Source organism: Rhizobium sp. RCC_161_2 (assembly GCF_041355235.1).
Taxonomy (GTDB): Bacteria; Pseudomonadota; Alphaproteobacteria; order Rhizobiales; family Rhizobiaceae; genus Rhizobium.
This window is the reverse complement of sequence record NZ_JBFUPL010000007.1, coordinates 97,149-119,431: the sequence shown is the minus strand read 5'-3', so window position 1 is coordinate 119,431 and position 22,283 is coordinate 97,149. Positions and strand designations below refer to the sequence as shown.

Below are 22,283 nucleotides of genomic sequence, written 5' to 3'. Positions count from 1 at the left end.
TATTCGGATCATGCTTTCGTGTTTTGAGTCTGGGGCAGACAGTTTCCCGCTTGGGGTGGATACGGACTTTGGGAACGGATTTGCATGCACCGCTCGGCCAGAACCGCGGACCGAACCGCAAGCGGCGGCGGCCGCCCTTCGGGCGCATCCTTGCCGGCTTCTGTCTGATCGCAATCGCCAGCTTTTCTCTCTATTCGGCGCTGCTGCGCGATACTCTCCAGAAAACCCCGCCGCCGGTCGAGACAGCCGAAAAGACGGCGCCCACGCCACCGGCTGACAGCAAGCCCACCGCCGCCGATCAGCCGAGCCTGACGGAGGTCGATCCGCAATCAGGCGCCAATACCTCGCGCATCGTCACCAGCGATGGTTCCGTGGTAACCATGTTCAGCCCGAGCACGCGCGATGGCAGCGGTCCGGTGCTGATCAATGCCAACCAGATCGGCCAGGATCCACGCATGGCGGCAACGCCAAACGAGGCTCTACTGGAGGATTCGCCCTTCGGCAAGCTGCCGATCGTCGCGCCGAGCGGGCTTAGACCAATGGACCAATATGCCCGGCCGTGGTCCGGCGCTCGCGGCACGCGCATCGCCATTGTCGTCAGTGGCCTCGGTCTCAGCCAGACCGGCACGCAACGCGCCATCGAGAAGCTGCCGGAAGAAATCACGCTCGCCTTTGCCGCCAGCGGCAACAGCCTGCAGCGCTGGATGCAGGAGGCGCGGCGCGGCGGCCATGAGATCCTGATCCAGGTACCCTTCGAGCCTTTCGACTATCCCAGCAACAATCCCGGGCCTGAGACACTTCTGACCTCGCAATCAGCGGCGAAGAACATCGACAACCTGCATAAGGCCATGGGCAAGATCACCAACTATACCGGCGTGATGAACTATCTCGGCGGGCGCTTCCTGTCGAACACCGACGCTCTGCAGCCCGTCATGCGCGATATCGGCAAGCGCGGCCTGCTGTTCCTCGACGACGGCTCGTCCGCCCAATCCAAATCCGGCACCGTCGCCAAGGCGCTGGAGACACCGCATGCTTTCGCCGACATGCAGCTTGATGGCGAATTGCAGCAGGATGCCATCCTGAAGAAGCTCGACGAACTGGAGCGCGTCGCGCGTCGCAATGGCACGGCGATCGGCGTCGCATCCGCCTTCGACGAAAGCATCGACGCCATCAGCAAATGGAGCGAGGAGGCAGCGATGCGCGGCATCGAGATCGTCGCCGTCTCGGCACTTGCCGACGACCCCAAACACCCCTGACCGCTAGAGGACACGATGAGCAAGACCCACTCACCCGTCAAAGCCGAAGACCTGCCCTATCGCCCCTGCGTCGGCATCATGGTGCTCAACCGCGAGGGGCTGGTCTGGGCCGGCAAGCGCATTCCGATCGGCAACTCCGAATATGATGGCTCGCCGCAGCTTTGGCAGATGCCGCAAGGCGGCATCGACGCCGGCGAAGACCCGCTGGAAGCCGCCTATCGCGAACTTTACGAAGAAACCGGCATGAAGACGGTGACGCTGCTCGCCGAGGCAAAAGACTGGATCAACTACGACCTGCCGCCGCAACTGATCGGCATCGGCCTCAAGGGGAAATTCCGTGGCCAGACCCAGCGCTGGTTCGCCTTCCGCTTCGATGGCGACGAGAGCGAAATCGCCATCAATCCGCCGCCCGGCGGCCATGAGCCAGAATTCGACGCCTGGGACTGGAAGCCGATGGCGGAGCTGCCCAGCTTGATCGTCGCCTTCAAGCGCCCGGTCTATGAGCAGGTGGTAGCTGAATTCCAGCACCTGGCGGGCCTGGAAGCCGAAGACTGACGCAAATTGAGGTCCGGCCGCCGGGAAAGCGGCCGGACCTGAATGTGATTATTCGGCGGTATCAGCCGAATCGGCATTGAGCTGGCCGTATTTGGCTTCGCCGATCTTGCCGAGCAGTTCGAGTTGGGTTTCCAGGAAGTCTATATGGCCTTCCTCGTCGATCAGCAGCTGTTCGAACAGCTTCATCGACACATAGTCGCCGGCGTCATGACAGATGTCGCGCGACTTCTTGTAGGCGGTACGGGCGTCGTATTCGCCGGCAAGATCCGCTTCCAGCACTTCCTTGACATTCTGGCCGATGCGCAGAGGTGCCAGCGTCTGCAGGTTCGGATGTCCCTCAAGGAAGATGATACGGGCGACGAGACGGTCGGCGTGCTGCATCTCCTCGATAGATTCGGCACGCTCCTTCTTGGCAAGCTTGGTGTAGCCCCAATCTTCAAGAAGCCGGTAATGAACCCAATATTGGTTGACTGCGCCAAGCTCGAGGAACAGAGCCTCGTTAAGCCGCTCGATGACTTTTTTGTCGCCTTTCAATGTCCGCTCTCCTGCTGTCTTCATGAAATTTTTTCAGGCGGGACATGAAATCAAATATTTCGGCTTCCGTCGAGTGGCGACGGGCATGATAGTCTTCGGTTGTCTGTATAATGATATCAACGACATTCGGGAAACAACCGCAGCAACGGCCGCGCTTCGACATGGCGTGATACACCTTGGCAGGGACGATGAGCTGCCAACAGTCCTCATCCAGGAACTCGTTGATGACGTCCCGGATTTCCTTATCGGTGATATAATTACAGCTACAAACCAGCATTCTTCGCTCAGTCCGTCAAACATGACATTTGCTATCCTGTTATCTGCGAAAGAAGAGGGTTCTTGTCAAGTAAAGAATCGAGTCAATTTTCATTGAGCAAAGCCAAGGATATCGCCGCGTGTGAGGCCCGGCAGCCGAAATTTCTTCAGATTTCAATGAAAATTGCGGCCGCGCGGCATGACTCTGGCCGTCTCTGCAACATCACCGCGGCCATCCGTCGCGATATCAACCTGTCCCTGATCCGACTGGGCTGAGCTTGCACGCCGCTTGCTCTGCCGATGATCCATGGTCGGGCGCAGGGCTTCGTCGGCCCGATCACTGACGCCGAAACGCCGAGCCTCGCGTTGCAGGATGCCGAGCGCAGCCGTCATGTCCTCGATATAATCGACCACCACATGAATGACGCCTCTTTCGCTCTGCAGACGGCCCCTGATCTTGACCAGCCGGGCGCCCATGACGATGGCGCGGTATTTCTCGAACATCTTCGGCCAGACGATCGCATTGGCAACGCCGGTCTCATCCTCCAGCGTCATGAAGATTACCCCATTCGCCGAGCCCGGCCGCTGGCGCACCAGCACCAGTCCCGCCACCGTCACCATCCGTCCATTGGCGATCGTGGGCAGATCCCGGTTCTGCACGATGCCCATGCGGGCAAAATCCACGCGCAGGAAGGAAACCGGATGCGCCTTCAGGGACAGCGAGAGATAACGATAATCCTCGATAACCTGCTCGCCGGGCAGCATCTCGGGCAGGGAAACGCCAGGCTCGACCTGCAGATCGGCGCGATCGGCCAGATCGAAGAGCGGAAGCTTTTCGGCGGCACTTTGCGCATCCAGCGCCCTGACGGCCCACAACGCCTCACGGCGGTCGAGCCCGATCGACCGGAAGGCATCGGCATCGGCAAGCCGCTCGATGGCGGATTTGGCAAGGCCGGAGCGCAGCCAGAGATCGCGCACGGAGGCATAGCCGGAGCCACGGCGTTCGACGAGCTGGACCATCTCCTTATCCGAAAGGCCCTTGACCTGCCGGAAGCCGAGGCGAACGGCCCTGTTCGTCTTGATGTGGTCGCGCATCGATGCATGGCGGGCCTCGACCGCATCCTTATCGAAGCGCGCCTCCTCCAAAAGGCAGTCCCAGCTGGAATGATTGACATCCACCGGCCGCATCTCGACACCATGCTCGCGCGCATCGCGCACGAGCTGCGCCGGCGCATAGAAGCCCATCGGCTGGGCATTGAGGATCGCCGCGCAAAAGACATCGGGATAATAAGTCTTGAGCCAGGAAGAAGCGTAGACGAGCAAAGCAAAGGAAGCCGCGTGGCTTTCGGGGAAGCCGTATTCGCCGAAGCCTTCAATTTGGCTAAAGCAGCGTTCTGCAAAGTCGCGGGGATAATTGTTTGCGACCATACCGGAAATCATGTCTTGCTTGAATTCATCGACTTTTCCCGTCCGCTTGAACGTTGCCATGGACCGACGCAACCGATCAGCCTTTGCCGCGGAAAATCCGGCCGCTGTAATGGCAATTTGCATCGCCTGTTCCTGAAATAGGGGAACCCCTAACGTTCTTTCCAAGACCGCTTTCAGTTCCGGTCGGTGGTATTCGATCGGCCGATTGTGAAGAACATCATCCCGTCGCTTAAGATAGGGATGCACCATGTTCCCCTGAATCGGTCCCGGCCGGACAATCGCCACCTCGATAACCAGATCATAGAATTTGCGAGGCCGAAGGCGCGGCAGCATGCTCATCTGCGCCCGGCTTTCGATCTGGAAGACGCCGATAGTATCGGCCCGGCAGATCATGTCATAGACCGGCTCACCATCAGGATAATTGGCGTAACCAAGATCAGAGAGCTGCTTTTTTACGTCGTAATGTAGCAGCAGCAGGTCGAAAGCCTTGGCGAGACAGGTCAGCATGCCGAGCGCCAGAACATCAATCTTCAATATATTGAGATTGTCGAGATCGTCCTTGTTCCACTCGATCATATAGCGATCCTTCATCGCCGTGTGCATGATCGGCACCACTTCGTCCAGCCGATCTCTAGTGATGACAAAACCGCCGACATGTTGGGTGAGATGCCTTGGAAATCCCATCAGCGTCGAGGCATAGGAAAGCACGCGCTGCGTCGTCTTGTCCTTAAGGTCGAGCCCGGCAAGCTTGGCCTCGCGTTCGGACAGTTCCTCCGTCGACCAGCCCCAGACGCCGCTGGCAAGGGCGGACTGCACATCCTCCGACAGGCCAAAGGCCTTTGTCACTTCGCGGCCGGCCGAGCGGGCCCGATAGCTAGTGACGGCCGCCGTGAGCCCGGCATGCTCGATCTTGTAATGGTCATAAATGAATTGAATGACCTGTTCGCGCTTCTCATGCTCGAAATCGACGTCGATATCAGGCGGCTCCTCACGTTCCGTCGAGATGAAGCGTTCGAACAAAAACGTCGTAATCTTCGGATTGACCTCCGTGATCCTCAGACAATAGCAGACCAAGGAGTTAGCGGCTGAACCGCGCCCCTGACATAAAATATTCTTGCTGCGGGCAAACTCCATGATGCGACGCACTGTCAGAAAATAGGGCTCATATTCCTTCTCACGAATGAGCTTGAGTTCATGCTCGATCTGCATCGAGACGTTTTCAGGGATCTCGTCAGGATAACGCCATCTCGCGCCCTCCCACGTCAGTCGCTTCAGCGTTTCCGCAACGGTTTCGCCAGGAATGCTTTCGTCGGGATAATTATGCTTCAGCTCATCCAGTGAAAAAGACAGCCGGCTGAAAAACTTCTGCGTATTGGCGATAGCCTTCGGATAGTCCCTGAAAAGACGCACCATCTCTGCAGCGCCCTTCATATAGCGTTCGGCATTGGCCGCCAGCTTGAAGCCGGCTTCCGCAATCGGCACATGCTCGCGGATGGAAACCACGATATCGGCAAGCCGCTTACGTTCGGTTGCGTGATAGAGCGGCTGGTTGCTAGCGATCAGCCGGACGCCATTGCGCTGCGCCAGGATGGAAAGCGTGGCAAAGACCAGTCGATCCCGTCCATCATAGGCCGGCGACAGGACCATATGGAACTTTTGGCCAAACCGCATCCATAGCCGCTTCAGGCACTCCTCAAGCTTTGCCTGCCCCCCCGGCGTCTCGATGCTGTCAGCATCGGGAATGAGCGCCAGCATCATCTCGTCGCCCCATTGCATCAGGTCGGCTTCTTCGAGCTGACAGGAGCCTTTTTCGGCCTTGAGATTGCCGGCACTCAACAGCCGACAGAGATGCGCCCAGCCCATGCGGTTCTGCGGATAGGCAAGAATATCAGGCGTGCCGTCCGAAAACACCAGCCGAGCACCAGGTTGGAAGGAGACTGGCTCTAGGGGATGTTTTTCCGGCTTGCCCGTGGTTCGAAGCTCCAGGTTGTTCGCGGCCTCTTTATATTTTTCGCGGAGAAGTTTGGTATGCGCATGCGCTTTGACCACGCCGGCAACCGAATTGCGGTCGGCAATTCCAAACCCCGAAAGTTTCAAAATAGCGGCTTGCGCTACCATCTCTTCCGGATGCGAGGCACCTTCGAGAAAGGAGAAGTTCGACCGGGCCCCAATCTCGAAAAAAGGGGGTGGCCCGGAAGAGGACGGATGGGCGCTCATGCGAAGACCCCATGCATATACCAGTGCGGCGCCGTTTCGCCTCGACCATAAAGCCCCTTGCGGAACAGCCAGTAGCGATGACCGCCCTCGTCCTCGATACGGAAATAATCACGCTCCGGGACATCGTCTTCCTCCTCGATCCACCATTCCGCCGCCAGTCGCTCCGGTCCTTCGGCCCGCAGGACCCGGTGCATCATCCGCCGCCAGCGGAACTGCCGGGGTGGGCCATCAGGCACCTCGGCGGCAAAGGCCTCGATCGGCTCCGGCATGCGAAACAGACGGAGCGGCCGTTCGCCCCGGAAAAAGCCGTGACCGGCATCTTCGCTGCCCGTCCGCCTGCGAGTAGCGAAGATGTGCATGGCCGGCACCGGCCGGGCGGCCCGCTCGGGAATATGGCTTTGCCGTAATTCGAAGCCCTGCAGGCAATCCGGCCCCAGCCGCGCCGCAACCCGGTCGGCGAAGGCGGCAAGCGACGTGCCCTGCCGATCCTCCTCGACAAAATCGCCCTGCATCGCATCGAAAGGCGCATGCTGCAGGACGTTGAGGCGGACGATTTCGAAGCCGTATCCGACATCGAGATCATCATGAATAGCGGTAAAGCGCTCAGTAAACAGGCCGGCGATCCGCCTTGGCTCACGCAGCGGCTGCGACGCGCCGGCGGCAATGCGGAACACCGCGCCATCGACCCGAAACAGCAGGAGCTCGAACAGGCGGCCGCCGACACCGCGCGCTTCCAGCCCCGGCTTCAAGGTTTCGGCAAGCTCGCGGGCCAATTGCAGGATATCGGCCTCGGCCTGCACCGGCTCGGCAAGCCGCCGTTCGGCCGACAATTGCGCCACCGGTCGGCGCGGCGAGATCGGCTCTTCGGCGTGGCCAATCGCCTGATCGAGCCGCAGAAGCAACTGCGCGCCGAAACGGCGGGTGAGCGGCGCGCGCGGTGCGGCGAGGAGATCGCCCACCTGCTTCAATCCAAGCTTTTGCAAGGCGGCGACGGTTTCCTCGCCGAGCCTCAGCGAAGCGACCGGCAACGGCGCCAGCGCCTCTTCCATGGCGTCCGGCGGGACGACACGGCTGTCGTCAAAGCGGGCAACCGCCCAGGACAGGCCCGGCGCGGAGGAGATGGCGCCGCGAACATCGAGCCCCAGCCCGGAAATGCGGATCAATATATCCTCGAGCAGCGCATCTTCGCCGCCGAAGAGATGGGCGCAGCCGGTAATGTCGAGAAAAAGCCCGTCCTTGCCGTCGATCGCCACCAGCGGCGTATAACGATCGCACCAGTCGGCGATCGCCTCCAGCAGCTTGCGGTCTGCCGCCGGATCCTCTTCGATGACGTCGAGAGCGGGACAGATCGCCTTCGCCTCGGCAACACCCAGGCCGGGCTTCAGCCCGATGATCTCCGCCTTTTCGTTGAGCGCGGTGAGCCGCATGGCATTGCTGAGCTTGCCGGCGCAGGCAAGCGGCGGCGCTTCAAGCCGGCCGGCTGTACGCCAGGACAGGCCCCAGCGCTTCCGGGCGATCCGGTCCGTCGGCAGATGCGGGAAGGTCAGCGCCAGAATGCGCTGCGTATTCGTCGGGAAAGGCAGGACGCTGAGCGTCGGGGACAAGGGAAAACTGGCGGTCATGGGCATTCCATTCCAGGGTTATGGAAAAAGGCGCCGGATTGCGGCTCTTTTCCAGGGTGAGATGAAAGGCCGGATGACCGATGCTACCGCCAAGCATCGATCCGTCCGGTAGAGGCCGCGCCAAAGCCGGCGCGGGTTCGACGGAGAGGCGGAAGAGGGCGCTGCTTGCCTCCTCTTCGCCTCCCTGCCGCAAGAGAAACAAAGGCCGCCCCGCCGCCTTGGCCCGAAGCGCGAGCCGCCGGCTTTCGGTCAGGCCGAAACGGGCCGGATTGCCGCGCACCTCCAGGATGACGACCGCAAAGGCAGCGCTCGCGAGCGCCGTCTCCGCCAGCCACAGCGCCTCTTCCAGCTTGCGCGGCGAGGCCTGCAGAAAGCCGGCCGGCTCCAATCCGAAATCCCTGATGCCGATGGGGTAGGGCAGGCCCGCCTCCATCGCCGCCACCGTGTCGCCGATCCATAGAACCGGCGACACGGTGGCGGTCTTGCCGGCGGCTTGCGCCCCAAGCCGCGCGGCAAGAGCAAGCGTGAAGCCGCTGGCCGCACCCGCATGACGCAAGGCCAGCGAACGGATCTCCGTCAGCGCGTCGAGCGGCACGCCGCCCTGCATCGCCTGGTCGAGATCGGCAACCCCGGTCGCCAGCAGCGACTGGACAGCACCCATCAGACCGGCCTCAGGCTCCGTCGCCCGCGTCTCATGCGCAGCCGCTGACAGCGCCGGTATCGGCCTGCCTTCCAGTCGGGCGATGGTTTCACGCAGGGCAAAAAGCGTTTCCCGCGCCACGGCGGTCTCTGCCATGACGTTAGCTCCAGATCAATTATGTTCCTGTTATGTTCTTATGGATTCCAGAGGTCGAGGAAAGAGTCAACATGATTCTATGAGAAAATATTCCTCTGCCACAATCGGCTCTCGAAAAAGCCGAGCAAAGGCTCTATATGACCAGCTACGGAAGGAAGCATTCATGGCCCGCATTGACCAGAGCGAGGATTGGCGGGACCGCCACGCACCCTCAATCAGCGCATTTGAATCACTGGCCACGGAGGCTTACAGCCACCTGCCGGACGAATTCCGTTCGCTCACCGGCAATCTCATCATTGTGATCGAGGATTTTCCAGACGACGACGTGTTCGAGGACATGGCGCTGGAAACGCCCTTCGACCTGCTCGGCCTGTTCGAAGGTCGTGGGATATCCGAGCGCTTCACCGCCCAGACCGGGGAAATGCCGAACAAGATCCGGCTTTATCGCCGGCCGATCATCGATTACTGGGCGGAGAACGAGGAAACCCTCGGCGATATCATCACCCATGTCCTGATCCACGAAATCGGCCATCATTTCGGCCTGAGCGACGAGGACATGGAGCGCATCGAGGAAAGCGCGGAAGAAGCGACAGATCGCTAGAAAAGCGGCTCTATTGCCGCACGCTTATTGCTCGGAAAGCTTGACCTCAGGATCGTAATCCTTGCCTACAACCTCTTTGACGACGGCCTGGCCGCATTGCATCACGCCGGTCGCGGCGTTGAAGCTATAGGTCGGCGAGCCTGAGAGGTCCCAGCCCTTGTTCAGCGCGGCGGTCACCTTGTGGCAGAAGGAAGCGTCATCCGGTCCGGTGAGGAAGCGATAGAGTTTCATCGAAGCGTCTTTCGTAACATAGCGGCCTCACCCTCAACTTGCCGAAGGGCGATGGCGTTTTGCAATCAGGCGAGCTTTATGAACCAGTCTTTCCGCCTGGACAAGATGCAGCCGCTCGACCATGCGGCCGCCGAGATTGACGACATTGAGGCTCGCGGCGGCGGGATCGGAAAAGGCGGCGATGATCGCCTCCGCCTCGGCAATCGCCGTCTCGTCCGGCCCGAAATGCCGATTAGCGGCCTCGATCTGGTTCGGGTGGATCAGCATCTTGCCGGCAAAGCCCATGGCGCGACCTTCGTCGCATTCGGCGTCCAGCGTCTGCATATCCTTGAAATCGTTGAAGACGCTGTCGATAGCGTCGAGCCCGTAAGCGCTGACCGCCAAAATCACCTGCATCAGCCAGGGCACGAGATAGGCGCGGCCCGGCTGCGGCAACACCCCGGTCTCCTTACGCAGATCGTTGAGGCCGACGACGAAGCAATCGAGCCGGCTTCCCGGCGTGCGTCCGGCCTCGGCGATGGCAGCCGCATTCAAAATGCCGCGCGGCGTCTCGATCATCGCCCAGATGCGCAGGCTCTCGGGCGCATCCGCTTCGGCAAGCCTGTCGCTGACGACAGTCACATCCTGCGGTCCGTCGACCTTGGGCAGAAGCACCGCATCAGGTTCGAGCGCCAGAACCAGATCCAGATCGTCGGCGCCAAAACCGGATGACAGCGTATTGATGCGGATGATCCGCTCCTTGCCCACAAGCTTCGGCCCGGCGAAAAAGGCCTTCAAATTCTCGCGCGCCTCCACCTTCATCTCCGGCGCCACGGAATCCTCGAGGTCGAAGATGACCGCATCGCAATCGAGGCTGGCGATCTTTTCAAGCGCGCGACGATTGATCGCGGGAACGCTCAGCACCGAACGGCGCAGGCAGACGGAACGGGGAGGGGCAGCTCTACTCATCCTCCAGTTTTGCCGCGCTTTCAATCTCTAGGCAAGATGACAATAGCGCGACAACAAAAAGCCACGCTCCTCTTGCAGATGGGAGAAGAGAGGACCACATTTCCATGAGTAGAGAGGTCTCGACCATGAAAAACATCCGTTCCTTGTTTATCGCGCTTGCCGGCATCACCGTGTTTGCGGCGATGGCGCTGTTTACCGTTTCGCTGACGCTCGCCGTCGGCGGCATCCTCACCGCGCTTATGGTGGGCCGCGCGATTTCGCTGCGGATGAAACCGGTTCCGGTGCGCGCCAGGGCGAACAACGGTCAGCGCGAGATGCGCGTCTGGAACGACGGTCGCGGCACGATCATCGACCTCTGATATCGGGCAGGGCGGCGTCTTGCCGCGCCCGATGCGCTTGTCCGTGCGCGATCCTTAAATTGCAGCACCGCGACTGATGCGCCCACCTGCGGAGCATTTCCAAGATTCCCCTTCATTTTGGGCCGGATTTGCTCTATTGGCAGGATAATTCGTGCATAGACGAAAATTGAAGGCAGGACCTATGGACAAGTTCGTGAAGTTGACCGGTGTCGCGGCACCCCTCCCGGTCGTCAATGTCGACACCGACATGATCATCCCGAAGGATTATCTGAAGACCATTAAGCGCACCGGTCTCGGAACGGGATTGTTCGCCGAAGCCCGTTACAATGAAGACGGTTCGCCGAACCCGGATTTCGTGCTCAACAAGCCGGCCTATCAGAACGCCAAGATCCTCATCGCCGGCGACAATTTCGGCTGCGGCTCCTCGCGCGAACACGCTCCCTGGGCGCTGCTCGACTTCGGCATCCGCTGCGTCATCTCGACCAGCTTCGCCGACATCTTCTACAACAACTGCTTCAAGAACGGCATCCTGCCGATCAAGGTCAGCCAGGAAGATCTCGACAAGCTTATGGACGACGCTTCGCGCGGCTCCAATGCCATCCTGACGATCGATCTGGAAAACCTCGAGATCACCGGCCCGGACGGCGGCTCGCTGAAGTTCGAACTCGACGAATTCAAGCGCCACTGCCTGCTGAACGGCCTCGACGATATCGGCCTGACGCTGGAGAAGGCATCCGCGATCGACAAGTTCGAAAAGTCGAACGCCGCCGCTCATCCCTGGGCTGCCTGATCGATTTAATCATCATATTTGCGTGTCGAAGCCGGGCTGAAAAGCCCGGCTTTTTTCTTATGTCGCGGCGCATAAAGGCCGTGAGATCCGGCCAGCTGTAATATGCCCGACAAAAACGGGGATCATACAGTCTCCGCGGAGCCCTTTCAGGCCTCTCCCGCCCCCCGATTTTCCTCCTCCCCACTGGAGCATTCCCCATGACCTCCCTTCCCATTGTCGGCGCCGCCATGACGCTCTCCGACGTCGAAACCCATCGCGGCTGGCTGCTCGAAAAGCCGCGTGACCTGGAACTGCAGAGCTTCGTCGAAGCCGAAATCCTCAATGGCGACTGGGCGCCGCTTGCCGAGCGTGCCAGAAAACTGCTCGACGGACATCAGGGCCGTCTCGGCATCCATGGTCCGTTCTGGGGCTTCATCATCGCCTCGCAGGATCCGGATATCCGCGCCGTCGTTTCCAGGCGTCTCCTGCAGGCGCTTGATGTCTGCGCCAATATCGGCGCGACGCAGATGGTCATCCATAGCCCCTATACGTCCTGGTCCTACAACAACCTGGACAACAACAAGGGCGAACGCGAAAAGATCATCGAACATACGCATCTGACGCTGAAGGATGCCGTCAAGCGCGCCGAGGACATCGGGCTGACCATGGTCATCGAGAACATCGAGGACAAGGACCCGCATATCCGCGTCGGCCTCGCCGACAGCTTCAATTCGCCCGCCGTCGCCGTGTCGATCGACACCGGCCATGCCAATTATGCCCATGGCTACACCGGCGCACCGCCGGTCGATTATTACGTCCACGCCGCCGGCAACCGCCTGCAGCACGTCCACCTGCAGGATGCCGACGGCTATGCCGATCGTCACTGGAGCCTCGGCGAAGGCAATATCCACTGGCGCGCCGTCTTCGCCGCCCTTGCCAAGCTCGACAGCAATCCGCGCCTGATCATCGAGATCAAGGACAAGTCAAAGATCCCGGCATCAGCCGCTTATCTGGCCTCGCTGGGTCTGGCTGAGTAAGCATCCCGGAAAGGCAGCGAGTCGGGGCCACCCTCGTCCTTCGAGGCTCCGCACCTCAGGATGAGGGTGGAGCGGCCTTTTCAGCCAAGCACAAAAGACTAGCCCTCACCCTGAGGTGGCCCGCAGGGCCCTCGAAGGGTGAGGGCGGGTGATTGGCCGCAAAACCGTACCGTTTCCCGCCCTTCCTCGCTTGAAAAGCCGCATTTGCAGGTCTAAGAACCCCGCAACTTGTTTCTTTTGCGGAGGCTCTTCCCATGACAGTGCGCAATCTCTTCCTTCTGCCGGGTGACGGCATCGGCCCTGAAGCCATGGGCGAAGTCCGCAAGATCATCGCCTATATGAACGAGGCGAAGGGCGCCGGTTTCGTTACCGACGAGGGTCTGGTCGGCGGCAGCGCCTATGACGCGCACGGCGCGGCAATCTCCGATGCCGATATGGCCAAGGCGATGGCCGCCGATGCCGTTCTCTTCGGCGCCGTCGGCGGTCCGAAGTGGGATGATGTGCCTTACGAAGTGCGCCCCGAAGCCGGCCTGCTGCGCCTGCGCAAGGATCTCCAGCTTTTCGCAAACCTACGCCCGGCCATCTGCTATCCGGCGCTGGCATCGGCCTCCTCACTGAAGCCGGAACTGGTCGAAGGCCTCGATATCCTGATCGTGCGCGAACTCACCGGCGGCGTCTATTTCGGCGAGCCGAAGGAGATCATCGATCTCGGCAACGGCCAGAAGCGCGGCATCGATACGCAAGTCTATGACACCTACGAAATCGAGCGCATCTCCGGCGTCGCCTTCGAACTGGCGCGCACTCGCAACAATCGCGTCTGCTCGATGGAAAAGCGCAACGTCATGAAGTCCGGCGTGCTCTGGAACCAGGTCGTCACCGCGACGCACAAGGAAAAATATGCCGACGTCCAGCTCGAGCATATGCTCGCCGATGCCGGCGGCATGCAGCTCGTTCGCCAGCCGAAGCAGTTCGACGTCATCGTCACCGATAACCTCTTCGGCGACATGCTCTCCGACGTCGCCGCCATGCTGACCGGTTCGCTCGGTATGCTGCCTTCGGCCTCCCTCGGCGCTCCCGACGCCAAGACCGGCAAGCGCAAGGCGCTCTATGAGCCGGTGCATGGTTCGGCCCCCGACATCGCTGGCAAGGGCATCGCCAATCCGATCGCCATGATCGCCTCCTTTGCCATGTGCCTGCGCTACTCCTTCGGTCTGGTCACCGAGGCCGACGCGCTGGAAAAGGCGATCGCCAACGTGCTCGACAGCGGCATCCGCACCGGCGACATCATGTCGGCTGGCAGCCGCCAGGTCGGCACCACCGAAATGGGCGACGCTATCCTCGCCGAATTCAAGGCGCTATCCGCATAAAGTCGGCATAAATCGCCTGCTATATTTCACGTGAAACATAAAAGCCCTCGCTCCCGGCCCACGGAGCGAGGGCTTTTTGTTGAATTCGGCCACATCGCCTCCTATGTCCCCTCGCATGAGAATGGAAACCACCCCGCCGCCGAACAATGCGATCCGGAGGCAAGCATCGCCATGGGGCAGGCTGGCGCGGCGCTATGACCTTCGCCGCGGCCGGCATCGCCGCCTTCCCTGGCTCGGCTATGCCTTGACGACCGTCAACATCGTCCTTCTTGCCTTCCTCGTCTTCGACGCCCCACTGGGGCAGGCGGCGAAGAACCTTCCGCCGCAGCTGGTCGCGGCTGCGGGCGCCATCACCGACATCGGCAGGCTCGTCTGGATTCTCGCCACCGCCGTTGCCGTGCTGGCTTTCAGCCTACTCATCACCAGGTACCTAGCCCGACCGCATGCCCGTTACCAAGCCGCCAATCTCGTCCGGAAGGTGATCTATGTCGGCCTCTCGGTCCTGTCCGCCAGCATCGTCGTGCATCTCCTGAAATATGCGATCGGCCGGGCACGGCCGCCGCTCTACGATCAGTATGGCATTTTCGGCTTCGAGCCGTTTCACGGCGATTTCCTGTTTCAGAGCTTTCCCTCGGCGCATTCAGCGCATGTGGGCGCGCTCTTTGCGGCACTCGCCCTGCTTTTCCCGCGCTTCCGGCTGCTGTTCGCCGGCATCGGCCTCTGGCTTGGGGCGACGCGCATCATCATCGGCGTGCATTACCCAAGTGATGTCGCCGCCGGCCTGGCGCTTGGCGCCTGGATCGCCTTTGCCGTCGCGATCCTTTTCTCCCGCCTTGGCCTGGTCTTCTCCGCCGCGCAAACCGGCTGGCTACGACCGCGTTCGAGCCATTGGCTTGCCTATCCCGCCGACCGTCTCAAATCTGTAAAAAAATTGTAGCAGAAGCCTGCTACGCGTGATTGTCGACTGGGGTGGAAGTGTCGGCGACAGGCGGTGGACATGCAGGCAATCTTGACGTCTCTCGACAGGCGGTGGCGGCGAAGCAGACATGGCTTTGCGCCGTCGCATTGGAAAATCTGCCTGTTCCTGACCGCCAATATCGTCTTTCTCTCCGCGTTGCTGTTCGATGCACCGGTCGGCGCGAACATCAAGAACGTAGCGCCGCCCGTTCATTTTTTCGCCAAGCTGCTCACCAATTTCGGTGAATCAGGCTGGATCATCCTCCTCAGCGCCTTCCTGTTCTTCGAGGGTTGGGCCGGTAGCCGGCTGTTGCAGTCGGCGCGCTGTCGGTGCCAGGCGCTGCGTATCTGTCAGATCGGCGGCTATCTGCTGACGACGATCGCGCTTTCGGGCATTCTTGCCAATCTCCTGAAGCGCGCCATCGGTCGTGCCCGACCCACACATTTCGAGGATTGGGGAACCTTCGGCTTCTCACCCTTCAACGGCCGCGCAAGTTTCGAAAGCTTCCCCTCCGGCCATGCGACCACCATCGGCGCCTTCTTCGTGGCGCTGGCTTTCCTCTTTCCGCGCTATCGCTACATCTTCATCGCCTGCGCCCTCTGGCTCGCCGCGACCCGCGTGATGATCGGCGCGCATTATCCAAGCGACGTCATCGCCGGCCTGGCACTCGGCGGCTGGTTTTCCTTCATGATGGCGATCGTCTATTCCCGCTACGGCCTGCTCTTCCGCATCGGCGAAACCGGCTGGCCGGTGCCGAGACTGCCGTTGCTCAAGGGGAAGTGATCGATTTATCGCGAGTTCGGGGCCGCCTCGTCCCTCGAGGCTTCGCTCTTCGAGCTCCGCCCCTCTGGATGAGGCGGAGTAAGCTGTCCGCCCGGACACAAAAGATTAGTCCTCATGATGAGGAAGCCCGCAGGGCCGTCTCGAACCACGAAGACGGGTAAGGGAAAAGAAAATCCCCTCACCTATATATCATACCGCTCCACCACCCACCCCGAATGGTTGCCAAGCATCCCTTGCATTCATATATCTGGAACGGTGAATCTGCGGGAAATCCATCCCGCTTGCGATGTGGTAAAGACGATGACGGATGCCGGGACGATACGTTTGAGCGAAAGGCAGCTGGGATTGATTTCCCGCGCGCTTGCAGAGCCACGTCGCGTGCAGATGCTGAAGGAAATCGGCCGTCGCACCGATTCGATGCCTTGCAGCGTGCTGACGCAATGCCATACCGTCAGCGCCGCAACAATCTCCCATCATATCAAGGAACTTGAGAACGCCGGTCTCATCGAGATCGTGCGCGAAGGCAAATTCGCCAATCTGGTGTTACGCCGGGACGTGCTCAGCGCCTATATGGCAGAGCTTTCCAACATCTGACGGATTCAGCCCGAATGATTCTTTGATCGCAACACGCGCGTCCTCTTGTATCATTTAGATGATTATCTAAATATCAAAGTGACGCGGCGAAGATTAGCCTCCAGAGGCCTCGCTCGCGCCAACGTTTCGATAGATATAAAATCATCTAACAATTCTCGATAGGAGATAACATGAGCAAGCTGGCAGGTAAGGTCGCGATCGTGACCGGAGCATCCAAGGGCATCGGCGCGGGCATCGCCAAGGCATTTGGCGAGGCGGGCGCAGCCGTCGTGGTCAATTATGCATCCAGCCGGGAAGGCGCCGACAGGGTCGTGGCCGAGATCAAATCCAAGGGCGGCAAGGCGATCGCGGCCCATGGCGACGTTTCAAAATCCGCCGACGTGAAACGGCTTTTTGCCGAGGCCAAGGAGGCGTTTGGCGGCGTCGATATCCTCGTCAACAATGCCGGCGTCTATAAATTCGCCTCGCTGGAAGAGATCACCGAGGAGGAATTCCATCGTGAATTCAATATCAACGTCCTCGGCACATTGCTGACGACGCAGGAAGCGGTGAAGTATTTCGGCCCGGACGGCGGCAATGTCATCAACATCGCTTCGAACGCCGTCACCCTGAACCTGCCGACCACCGCCGTCTATACGGCGACCAAGGCGGCCGTCACCTCGATCACCCAGATTCTCGCCAAGGAACTCGGACCCCGCAACATCCGCGTCAACACCATTTCGCCGGGTGGCGTCGAGACCGAAGGCGTACATGCGGCCGGCGTCATCGGCAGCGATTTCGAAAAGCATCTGGTCTCACAAACGCCGCTCGGCCGTCTTGGCCAGCCGACCGACATTGCCCCGATCGCGGTCTTCCTCGCTTCGAAAGATTCCGGCTGGCTGACGGGCGAAACCCTCTATGCCGGCGGCGGCTTGAAGTAACCGCCATCCCTCCGGCCGCTTCCCTCGCGCGGGGGAGGCGGCACGTTTCCAGTGCCGATCTGCTATATCAGCGAGCAATTGCCAAACCCTTCCCGTCTTCATACTATCATTCCTGTTCGGGCTTTCCGCAGATCATCGCAGCCGGCTCCGCCGCGAAAAACACTCGCGCCAGGCCTGCCTGCCATGCCATCCCACACAACAGCGCCCACACAACAGCGAATGTCATTAAACTCCGCTAAAATCTCTCGGCGATCGCTGATGCGAACAACGAAACGGAGCATGTCATCATGAATACCGCCAATACCAAATCGAAACTGGGTACCCGCACCAACCTCAGCGAAGAAGCGACCCGCGATATTTCCGCGGCGCTCAGGGCATTGCTGGCCGATGTTTTTGCCCTTTATCTCAAGACCAAGAATTTCCATTGGCATATGAGCGGCCCGCATTTCCGCGACTACCACCTGCTGCTGGACGAACAGGGCGAGCAGCTTTTCGCCATGACCGATCCGCTTGCCGAGCGTGCCCGCAAGATCGGCGGCACGACGCTGCGTTCCATCGGCCAGATCGCCAAGCTGCAGCGCATCCCCGACAATGACGCCGAATATGTCGACGCTCAGGACATGCTCGCCGAACTGGCCGACAACAATCTCAAGCTTTCAGCCGAAATCCGCGCCACCCACGATGTTTGCGACGAGTATGGCGACATCGCAACCGCCAGCCTGCTGGAAAACTGGTTGGACGAGACCGAGCGCCGCACCTGGTTCCTGTTCGAATCCACGCGCAACACCAATCGGTAAAACCTTGCTCCGATTTCCGCGTTCCCACTGGGGTGGGAGCGCAAAATCCTTGACTCCTGTGGAAAACCTCTTAGAACCGGCAGCGGAAAAGGAAGACCTCCATGGTTCGCTTCGAACAGATCGATAGCTTCGCTCACCTGGCGCAATGTGCCGGGCGGGATGTCTATTTTCCGGTTTCTTCCAAAACCAAGGCCAAAACGACGACGAAAACCGTCTGACGTCTCTGGCCTGCCGCTCTCTCCCCGGCTCGGCTGGGGACAGGAACCGGTCGTTATGACCGTGGTTCCCCCCTCGCCAAAGAGGAGAGAAGAGAAAGAGAGCTTGAGAAATGGGTTTCAAAGTTGCAGTAGCGGGCGCGACCGGAAATGTAGGTCGCGAAATGCTCAATATCCTGGCTGAACGCGGTTTCCCCGCCGACGAAGTCGTGGCGCTGGCATCGGCTCGCTCGCAGGGCACCGAAGTTTCCTTCGGCGACCGGACGCTGAAGGTTTCGAACCTGGAGAACTACGATTTCTCCGACACCGACATTTGCCTGATGTCGGCCGGTGGCGATGTCTCCAAGCGGGTCTCGCCGAAGATCGGCGCTCAGGGCTGCGTCGTCATCGACAACTCGTCCGCCTGGCGCTACGACGCCGACGTGCCGCTGATCGTGCCGGAAGTAAACCCGGACGCCATCACCCAGTTCACCAAGCGCAACATCATCGCCAACCCGAATTGCTCGACCGCGCAGCTCGTCGTGGCCCTGAAGCCGCTGCATGACTTCGCCAAGATCAAGCGCGTTGTCGTCTCCACCTATCAGTCCGTCTCCGGCGCCGGCAAGGATGGCATGGACGAGCTCTTCAATCAGACCCGCGCCGTCTTCGTCGCCGATCCGATCGAGAACAAGAAGTTCACCAAGCGCATCGCCTTCAACGTCATTCCGCACATCGACAGCTTCATGGAAGACGGCTACACCAAGGAAGAGTGGAAGGTGCTGGCCGAGACCAAGAAGATGCTCGATCCGAAGATCAAGGTTACTTGCACCGCCGTGCGCGTGCCGGTCTTCATCGGCCATTCGGAATCGGTCAACATCGAGTTCGAAAACGAGATTTCCGCCGACCAGGCTCGCGATATCCTGCGCGAGGCGCCGGGTTGCCTTGTCATCGACAAGCATGAAAACGGCGGCTACATCACGCCTTATGAATGCGCCGGTGAAGACGCGACTTACATCTCCCGCATCCGCGAAGATGCCACGGTTGAAAACGGCCTCAACATCTGGGTCGTCTCGGACAATCTGCGCAAGGGTGCGGCCCTGAACGCCATCCAGATCGCCGAACTCCTGATCAACCGCGGTCTGATCAAGCCGCGCAAGAAGGCTGCATAAGCGCTTGTAAACCAATTTACGGTTTATAAACCTTGACGGGATAATCAGGACTTGAGGAAAAGCCTCGCCATTTCATAATGAAAGGCGGGGCTTTTGTGAAATATACTTGAGCGATCGTCTTTTACGTGAAGTGAAAAACATTGATCGCTAAAATGTAGTAATGACAGAACCATTCGATACTGGCATGGTCCTGTGGCGACAAAACAGCGCATGAGCCCGGAGAACGGAGAGGCTCACGCGCCATTCAAAAACGTTCCCGCGTCTTTCGCGCGGTAAGAATTTGGGGATTCTGAATGCGCATCACTAAGTCTGGAATGGCAGCTCTCTTGGCAGGCGGGTTGTTATTGGTCACGCCGTTTGCGGCAAACGCCGCATCCTGCGGCAATACGTCCGCCGGTTTTGACAACTGGGTGCGCGAATTCAAGCAGGAAGCGCAGGGTCAGGGCATCAGCCCTTCCGTCCTCGACCGGGCCTTTGCCAACGTCCACTACAACCAGCCGACCATCCGCGCCGACCGTGGCCAGAAGAGCTTCAAGCTCTCATTCGATGAATTCATGAAGAAGCGCGGTGGCCAGACGATCATCAGCCGCGGCAAGAGCATGAAGCAGGCCAACGCCGCTCTGTTCTCGCGCATCGAGAAGCGTTACGGCGTTCCCCCAGGCCCGATCATCGCCATCTGGGGCATGGAAACCGGTTTCGGCGGCTTCATGGGCGATCAGCATACCCTCTCCGCCGTATCGACCCTTGCCTATGACTGCCGCCGCTCGGCCTATTTCACCGATCAGCTCTATGCCGCCCTCAAGCTCGTCGGCGAAGGTTATCTGAGCCCGTCCGCTCGCGGTGCTGCCCATGGCGAAATCGGCCAGACGCAGTTCATGCCGAAGAACGTCGTGCTCTATGGCGTCGATGGCGACGGCGACGGCAAGGTCGATCTCGTCGGCTCGCGCGCCGACGCGCTGTCGTCGACCGCAAACTTCCTGAAGGGCCACGGCTGGCAGTCGGGCGCTCCCTATCAGCCCGGCGAACCGAATTTCTCGGCGATCGGCGGCTGGAACGATGCAAGGGTCTATCAGGAAGCAATCGCCTATATCGGCAAGCAGATCGACGGCAAATAATCAAAAGCCATACACATCAAAAAAGCGCTTCAACCGGATGGTCTGAAGCGCTTTTTTGTTTGATCTAGAGCAATTCCAGGAAAAGTGTGTGCCGGTTTTCCGTCCGGAATTGCGTAAAAACAAAGAGATAGAGCGTTCTCAGGCTTCGGGGCGGATAAAGTCGCGGGTCTTTGCGTCCATCACCCACAATTCGCCGGTCGAAATATCGAACCAAGCCCCGTGCAGGTTCAACTTTCCTTCTTCTTCCAGCGCCTTGATATCCGGAAAGCTGCGCAGATTTTCGAGCGAGTTGCGGATCGAGATGCGCTCCAGCGCCGTCTGCCGCTCGGCCTGTGTCATGATGTCGTTGCTCTGGATCTGCTCGGCGGCGGGCTTCAGGAGCCCCATCCAGCGACCGATGAAGTCACCTGGCGAGAGCGGCTCGGCATTGGGATCGAGCGCTGCGCGGATGCCGCCGCAACGGCCATGGCCCATGACGACGATGTCGGAAACCTTCAGCGACTGCACCGCAAATTCCAGCGCTGCCGACGTCGCATGGAAATGGCCGTCCGGCTCATAGGGCGGCACCATATTGGCGACGTTGCGGATGACGAAAAGCTCCCCCGGGCCGGCGTCGAAGATAATCTCCGGCGCCGCGCGGGAGTCGCTACAGGCAATCACCAGGGTCGATGGGCTTTGGCCGCTCTCGGCGAGACTGCGATAACGCTCGCGCTCGTCCGCATAACGTCCGCTCATGAAGTTGCGATAGCCGCTCAGAAGGGATGTAGGAAAGCTGTCCATGCGGATTGAATTACAGCGCGCCGCCGCGAATGGCAACTATTGCACTGCAAAAAGCTCTTGATAGCTTCGATCGCTACTTCTTGCGCTGGGCGGGATGCATCAGCCGGCGCATCTGCACCATCGCCATCGGCGTCGACAGGCTGGAGGCATCCGCCGCCAGCGTCAGCTCGTCGCTACCACGCTTGACCGCCCTTGCCAGCACTTCGTAGACGCTTGCCGTGGTCATTTGCAGCGCCCGCTCTTCGTCCATGCCGGACAGGAGCCGCGATAGGAATACGGCCGAGAGAAGATCGCCGAGCCCGTTCGGGGCATTGTCAATGCTGCGATGTTCGGCAAGCAGCGCATTGCGGCCGCTGAGATAGAGATTGCCGATACCACCGGCCATCATCGGCACAGCCGAGGTCACCAGCATGCGCGACGGCCCGAGCGCCAGGGCAGCCTCCATGACGGCGTTGTTGTCCTCCAGCGGCGCGCCGGCGAGCCAGGCAAGCTCATAGCGGTTCGGCGTCGCCAGCGATGCCAGCGGGATCAGCTGATCCCGGATCGCTTCCGCCGTCGCCTCGGGCACGTAGAGACCGCCGGCATCGCCGATGACCGGATCGCAGGCATAAAAGAGGTCGGGGTTCTTTTCCCTCAGTGCCCGTACCAGCCGGGCAACGGAATGCGCCTGCGCGGCATTGCCGAAATAACCCGACAGCACCGCCTTCACTTCCGACAACCAGGGTGCGGCGATGAGATCGTCGATCGCATGATCGAAATCAGCTTCATTGAAGGTCAGTCGCGTCGAGCGGCCATGGCCTGGATGCCAGGGAAGAACGATGGTCGGCAGCGCCCAGACGGGATGACCGAGGGTTTCCAGCGCGAAGACGGCGGCACGATTGCCGACGGAGCCTCTGACGACATGGCTGGAGATGACGATAACGGCGCCCGCCGAATTGTCCGACATGATGCTTGCTTCCGGTTATGATCTTCCGACTTCGATGGGGTTGTGATGATCC

The 22,283-nt window shown here is 60.2% G+C and carries 24 protein-coding genes; 15 read left to right on the top strand and 9 right to left on the bottom strand.

Features of this window, described 5'->3' with window-relative positions; genetic code table 11:
* Positions 1-68: 68 nt before the first annotated feature.
* Together AB6803_RS18980 and AB6803_RS18975 are read left to right on the top strand one after the other, a co-directional pair.
* The gene (locus tag AB6803_RS18980) at positions 69-1,256 is read left to right on the top strand and encodes a divergent polysaccharide deacetylase family protein (protein ID WP_371110347.1); all 1,188 of its coding nucleotides are present in this window, start codon (positions 69-71) and stop codon (positions 1,254-1,256) included.
* Between the two features lie 15 nt (positions 1,257-1,271).
* Positions 1,272-1,811: an RNA pyrophosphohydrolase gene (locus tag AB6803_RS18975; RefSeq protein WP_371110346.1), complete on the top strand. Its 540-nt coding sequence runs from the start codon at positions 1,272-1,274 to the stop codon at positions 1,809-1,811.
* A gap of 48 nt (positions 1,812-1,859) precedes the next feature.
* On the opposite strand, the gene bfr is transcribed toward AB6803_RS18975, so the two are convergent.
* Positions 1,860-2,345 (bottom strand): bacterioferritin, encoded by a 486-nt coding sequence (bfr, locus tag AB6803_RS18970; protein WP_007698784.1) that lies wholly within the window; start codon positions 2,343-2,345, stop codon positions 1,860-1,862.
* Complete coding sequence (locus AB6803_RS18965) at positions 2,311-2,583, bottom strand: (2Fe-2S)-binding protein (RefSeq protein ID WP_312865278.1); 273 nt, start codon at positions 2,581-2,583, stop codon at positions 2,311-2,313. The genes bfr and AB6803_RS18965 overlap by 35 nt, the downstream gene beginning before the upstream one ends.
* Between AB6803_RS18965 and AB6803_RS18960 the strand changes: the two genes are divergently transcribed.
* Positions 2,470-2,718, top strand: a complete 249-nt coding sequence (locus AB6803_RS18960; protein ID WP_371110532.1) for a hypothetical protein — start codon at positions 2,470-2,472, stop codon at positions 2,716-2,718. The two genes, AB6803_RS18965 and AB6803_RS18960, sit on opposite strands and share 114 nt — an antisense overlap.
* 56 nt (positions 2,719-2,774) lie before the next feature.
* Here the strand turns inward: AB6803_RS18960 and AB6803_RS18955 are convergent, their stop codons facing one another.
* From AB6803_RS18955 to AB6803_RS18945, 3 genes are read right to left on the bottom strand one after another with little or no spacing between them, the layout of a single operon-like run.
* Positions 2,775-6,245 (bottom strand): error-prone DNA polymerase, encoded by a 3,471-nt coding sequence (locus AB6803_RS18955; RefSeq protein ID WP_371110345.1) that lies wholly within the window; start codon positions 6,243-6,245, stop codon positions 2,775-2,777.
* Entirely contained in the window at positions 6,242-7,672 is a 1,431-nt protein-coding gene (locus AB6803_RS18950; RefSeq protein ID WP_371110531.1) for a DNA polymerase Y family protein, read from the bottom strand. The genes AB6803_RS18955 and AB6803_RS18950 overlap by 4 nt, the downstream gene beginning before the upstream one ends.
* A 40-nt stretch (positions 7,673-7,712) precedes the next feature.
* Positions 7,713-8,663 (bottom strand): ImuA family protein, encoded by a 951-nt coding sequence (locus AB6803_RS18945; RefSeq protein WP_371110344.1) that lies wholly within the window; start codon positions 8,661-8,663, stop codon positions 7,713-7,715.
* A gap of 163 nt (positions 8,664-8,826) precedes the next feature.
* Between AB6803_RS18945 and AB6803_RS18940 the strand changes: the two genes are divergently transcribed.
* The gene (locus AB6803_RS18940; protein ID WP_371110343.1) at positions 8,827-9,264 is read left to right on the top strand and encodes a metallopeptidase family protein; all 438 of its coding nucleotides are present in this window, start codon (positions 8,827-8,829) and stop codon (positions 9,262-9,264) included.
* A gap of 24 nt (positions 9,265-9,288) precedes the next feature.
* Here the strand turns inward: AB6803_RS18940 and AB6803_RS18935 are convergent, their stop codons facing one another.
* Both AB6803_RS18935 and AB6803_RS18930 read right to left on the bottom strand, forming a co-directional pair.
* Positions 9,289-9,495, bottom strand: coding sequence for a DUF1737 domain-containing protein (locus AB6803_RS18935; protein WP_371110342.1), 207 nt, complete (start codon positions 9,493-9,495; stop codon positions 9,289-9,291).
* Between the two features lie 33 nt (positions 9,496-9,528).
* On the bottom strand, positions 9,529-10,443 hold the full coding sequence (locus AB6803_RS18930; protein WP_371110341.1) for a CoA ester lyase: 915 nt from the start codon (positions 10,441-10,443) through the stop codon (positions 9,529-9,531).
* A gap of 125 nt (positions 10,444-10,568) precedes the next feature.
* Between AB6803_RS18930 and AB6803_RS18925 the strand changes: the two genes are divergently transcribed.
* From AB6803_RS18925 to AB6803_RS18875, 11 genes are all read left to right on the top strand, one after another.
* Positions 10,569-10,802, top strand: a complete 234-nt coding sequence (locus AB6803_RS18925) for a hypothetical protein (RefSeq protein ID WP_037219472.1) — start codon at positions 10,569-10,571, stop codon at positions 10,800-10,802.
* 181 nt (positions 10,803-10,983) lie between these two features.
* Complete coding sequence (gene leuD, locus AB6803_RS18920; protein ID WP_371110340.1) at positions 10,984-11,592, top strand: 3-isopropylmalate dehydratase small subunit; 609 nt, start codon at positions 10,984-10,986, stop codon at positions 11,590-11,592.
* Positions 11,593-11,789: 197 nt separating this feature from the next.
* A complete protein-coding gene (locus AB6803_RS18915) occupies positions 11,790-12,608 on the top strand; it encodes a sugar phosphate isomerase/epimerase family protein (RefSeq protein ID WP_371110339.1) in 819 nt (272 codons plus the stop codon).
* Between the two features lie 254 nt (positions 12,609-12,862).
* Positions 12,863-13,975: a 3-isopropylmalate dehydrogenase gene (leuB, locus tag AB6803_RS18910; RefSeq protein WP_065707556.1), complete on the top strand. Its 1,113-nt coding sequence runs from the start codon at positions 12,863-12,865 to the stop codon at positions 13,973-13,975.
* Positions 13,976-14,096: 121 nt separating this feature from the next.
* A complete protein-coding gene (locus AB6803_RS18905) occupies positions 14,097-14,912 on the top strand; it encodes a phosphatase PAP2 family protein (RefSeq protein WP_371110338.1) in 816 nt (271 codons plus the stop codon).
* Between the two features lie 60 nt (positions 14,913-14,972).
* Complete coding sequence (gene lpxE, locus AB6803_RS18900) at positions 14,973-15,716, top strand: lipid A 1-phosphatase LpxE (protein ID WP_371110337.1); 744 nt, start codon at positions 14,973-14,975, stop codon at positions 15,714-15,716.
* A 114-nt stretch (positions 15,717-15,830) separates the two neighbouring features.
* Entirely contained in the window at positions 15,831-16,310 is a 480-nt protein-coding gene (locus AB6803_RS18895) for an ArsR/SmtB family transcription factor (RefSeq protein WP_371110336.1), read from the top strand.
* Positions 16,311-16,480: 170 nt separating this feature from the next.
* Positions 16,481-17,230 (top strand): glucose 1-dehydrogenase, encoded by a 750-nt coding sequence (locus AB6803_RS18890; protein ID WP_371110335.1) that lies wholly within the window; start codon positions 16,481-16,483, stop codon positions 17,228-17,230.
* A 287-nt stretch (positions 17,231-17,517) separates the two neighbouring features.
* Positions 17,518-18,027, top strand: coding sequence for a Dps family protein (locus tag AB6803_RS18885; protein ID WP_371110334.1), 510 nt, complete (start codon positions 17,518-17,520; stop codon positions 18,025-18,027).
* Positions 18,028-18,355: 328 nt separating this feature from the next.
* Positions 18,356-19,390: an aspartate-semialdehyde dehydrogenase gene (locus AB6803_RS18880; RefSeq protein ID WP_371110333.1), complete on the top strand. Its 1,035-nt coding sequence runs from the start codon at positions 18,356-18,358 to the stop codon at positions 19,388-19,390.
* A 293-nt stretch (positions 19,391-19,683) separates the two neighbouring features.
* Positions 19,684-20,505: a lytic transglycosylase domain-containing protein gene (locus tag AB6803_RS18875; RefSeq protein ID WP_371110332.1), complete on the top strand. Its 822-nt coding sequence runs from the start codon at positions 19,684-19,686 to the stop codon at positions 20,503-20,505.
* A gap of 138 nt (positions 20,506-20,643) precedes the next feature.
* Here the strand turns inward: AB6803_RS18875 and AB6803_RS18870 are convergent, their stop codons facing one another.
* The gene (locus tag AB6803_RS18870; protein ID WP_371110331.1) at positions 20,644-21,285 is read right to left on the bottom strand and encodes a carbonic anhydrase; all 642 of its coding nucleotides are present in this window, start codon (positions 21,283-21,285) and stop codon (positions 20,644-20,646) included.
* A gap of 73 nt (positions 21,286-21,358) precedes the next feature.
* Positions 21,359-22,231 carry a pyridoxal kinase PdxY gene (pdxY, locus tag AB6803_RS18865; protein ID WP_047453791.1) on the bottom strand — a complete coding sequence of 291 codons (873 nt, stop codon included), beginning with the start codon at positions 22,229-22,231 and terminating at the stop codon, positions 21,359-21,361.
* Positions 22,232-22,283 lie beyond the last annotated feature (52 nt).